At 35.3% G+C, this 3,029-nt stretch carries 5 protein-coding genes; all 5 read left to right on the plus strand.

Features of this window, described 5'->3' with window-relative positions; translation table 11 throughout:
• Positions 1–219 precede the first annotated feature (219 nt).
• The 5 genes from MWU84_RS23620 to MWU84_RS23640 all read left to right on the plus strand — a co-directional run bounded on the left by MWU84_RS23620 (position 220) and on the right by MWU84_RS23640 (position 2,919).
• Positions 220–654, plus strand: a complete 435-nt coding sequence (locus MWU84_RS23620; protein ID WP_246906467.1) for a nuclear transport factor 2 family protein — start codon at positions 220–222, stop codon at positions 652–654.
• 173 nt (positions 655–827) lie between these two features.
• Complete coding sequence (locus MWU84_RS23625; RefSeq protein WP_246906468.1) at positions 828–1,391, plus strand: NAD(P)H-dependent oxidoreductase; 564 nt, start codon at positions 828–830, stop codon at positions 1,389–1,391.
• A gap of 100 nt (positions 1,392–1,491) precedes the next feature.
• Positions 1,492–2,034: a DinB family protein gene (locus MWU84_RS23630; RefSeq protein ID WP_246906470.1), complete on the plus strand. Its 543-nt coding sequence runs from the start codon at positions 1,492–1,494 to the stop codon at positions 2,032–2,034.
• A gap of 295 nt (positions 2,035–2,329) precedes the next feature.
• On the plus strand, positions 2,330–2,629 hold the full coding sequence (locus MWU84_RS23635; protein WP_246906472.1) for a type II toxin-antitoxin system RelE/ParE family toxin: 300 nt from the start codon (positions 2,330–2,332) through the stop codon (positions 2,627–2,629).
• Positions 2,630–2,634: 5 nt separating this feature from the next.
• The gene (locus tag MWU84_RS23640) at positions 2,635–2,919 is read left to right on the plus strand and encodes an addiction module antidote protein (RefSeq protein ID WP_246906474.1); all 285 of its coding nucleotides are present in this window, start codon (positions 2,635–2,637) and stop codon (positions 2,917–2,919) included.
• The last annotated feature ends 110 nt before the right edge of the window (positions 2,920–3,029 follow it).

Here is a 3,029-nt window from a genome sequence, read left to right on the forward strand (position 1 = left end):
AACCTCGCAGTTACCACCCTTGCGACTTACTAATGGTTCAAGGAGTTACCCCTGCCCATAAGGGACTTGCACCCTCTAGATTAATACCATATCTTAGATATGATAAAGATGCCCATGCTGGGCACACACAAAACCTAAACTGCATTAAAACGCAGTTTAGCCAAATCGTTGGGTGCAATAAGCCAAGACGAATAAACAAACCCACCAAAAATGAATCATATGAAACAATTGTCAATTTTACTTCTGACCCAGATTCTGCTATTTAGTTCTTGTCAAGAAGAAAAAACTGATAATCCTGAACAATTAAAGTCCGTTTTAATTGGATATTTTAACGGAATTGAAACTATGGATTTTAAAAAAATGCGAGATTTGACAACTGACAACTTTATTATATATGAAGATGGAGTAGTTTTTAACAATGACAGTATTTTCAAAATGATGAAGAGTTTTCCAAAATATACAGCTGAATATAAAATTGAAAATCTGGAAATTAACGTGGATAACAATTCTGGTAATATCAATTATTTTAATCACGCAAACTTTGTTTTTAATGACACAACTAAAGTTAAATTTGACTGGTTAGAAAGTGCTACTTTTAAAAAGATTGATGGAAAATGGAAAATGGACTTTTTACATTCAACAGTAAGAAAGTAAAAAAATACTGCACACACGGTGTATAATCAATTGCGGGCGGAATTTCTATGTGGAAATTCCTGCAATCAATTATATTTGGTACAGGCGGAAAAATCCTGCTGGATTTTCCTGCAACTAATCTTATACAAAACCGTTACCTGCAAGCTAAAAAAACCACCTCGAATACGAATTGAATGATAAAAAAGAAAAAAATAATTGGAATTTGCGGAAGTGCCAGTCGGAATTCTGCAAATCTTTCAATTCTCAAGTGGATAGCGGAATCGGATAAATCTGATTTCAATTTGGAGATTATAGATGATTTGACCGAATTACCACATTTTAAAACGGAATTAACTGACAAAAATGTACCTGAAGAAATTGTTGATTTTCGGAATAAAATTGAAAATGCTGACGGAATCATAATTTGTACACCTGAATATGTTTTCAGTATTCCAAGTGGTTTAAAAAATATGATTGAATGGTGTGTGTCAACTACTGTTTTCTCTGACAAACCAATTGGAATTATAACCGCTTCGGCAAGTGGAGAAAAAGGACACGAGGAACTGAAGTTGATTATGGAAACTATCCAAACTAAATTTACAGACGCAACAACTCTTTTAATTCAAGGAGTAAAGGGAAAATTAGGGAAAGACGGTAAAATATTAGATAAAACAACAGAAACTGAATTGAAAATATTTGTTCAGAATTTAAACAAGTGGACAGAAAAGCCAGCAGCTAACAACATATATAAAACATAGCTATTACAGGATTTCCGAGAGGTTCGGGTGTATTTACGAGGTTGCCAAATTTTTAAATTTGGCTTTTTGAGAATTAAAAGATAAAAAGAAATAGAATACTATGAAAAACATAATAACCCTAACTTCTATAATTTTGTTGTTTTCCGTTACACAGCCAATATTCGCTCAAGAAAATGGTTTCATCAAAGAATATTTGGAGCGATTAGAAAAATCAAAAGAATACTTAATTCTTGTAGCAGAAACAATGTCAGAGGAAGCATACAACTATAAAGCGACACCTGAATCGATGAGTTTTGCGGAAAACTTAATGCACATTGGTTGGGCAATGGACTGGCATAGTCAATCGCTAATGGGCGGACGTAATGCCAGAGATTGGGATACCGACACGGAACTCAAAGTGGACAATAAATCGAAAAAAGAAATGATTTCCAAAATCAGTGAGACTTTTGACAAAACGATAGAATTCATCTCAAATTTTGACACCAATAGACTTGAAGAAAGACTGGACTATTTTGGGGCTGACAGAACAAAGAGACAGATTTTGTTATTACTTGCCGACCACATAACGCATCACAGAGGACAAATGCTTGTTTATATGCGACTGAACGGATTAAAACCTCCTAGATATGTTTTGTATCAATAAAGCATACACTGACAAAAATACTACCTGAAAAAACAACGAAATGGCAACAATGGCTATAATACATTATGCCAGTATGCAAAAAACCATAATAGAAACAATTAACCGGCCCGATTTCATAAGTGGAAAAGTCTACGATAACAGCGCACCAACTCGCCCACTGCTCGCGCAGACGGCGTGCCCCGTACTGTTCATAGCTCAAGCGTGGTGCACTATACCAATCTTCCCAAAAATTTCAAAATACAGTACTAAATTCAAAAAATAAATGTAATTTTGTATCCATGTAGATACATTATTTATGTTCTTTATCGAGAAAACGGCTGAATTTGACAAATGGCTTAGAAAGTTAAAGGACTTGAAAGCCAAAGCCAAAATCTTGTTTAGAATTCAGAAAATTGAAAACGATGGACATTTTGGGGATTGTAAGCCTGTTGGGGAGGGAATAAGGGAATTACGGGTGAATTTTGCCAAAGGCTATAGGGTTTACTTCAAAGAAAAAGATGGAAGAATTATTCTTCTGCTTATTGGTGGTGATAAGTCAACACAGCACAAAGACATTGCGAAAGCAAAAGAAATCTGGAAAAAATTAAAGAAATAGAAAATATGGGAACTTCAAAATTTGACATAGCTGATTATTTGGACAGCAAAGAGATGATTGCGGAATATCTCAATACCGTTTTAGAAGAAGGAGATAACGCAGATGTTATAAATGCGATTGGACATATTGCAAAAGCGATAGGAATGACCAAAATTGCAGAGGAAACTGGATTAAGTAGACCAAGTTTGTACAAAGCATTGTCGGACGGAGCTAAACCTCAATTTGCGACAATAATGAAAGTTTTGAAAGCAATCGGAGGACAAATCCAAGTGCATCCAATGTCCGCGTGAAAAAATAACGCACCACAATAACTAAGACTTCGTGTGGTCGGTACGGCCAAACATGAAGACCGTGTTGACTGAACCGGGTCCTGTTTTCCCTTACTATGGGGATTGCTATG

The organism is Arenibacter sp. F20364 (assembly GCF_023015905.1).
Taxonomy (GTDB): Bacteria; Bacteroidota; Bacteroidia; order Flavobacteriales; family Flavobacteriaceae; genus Arenibacter.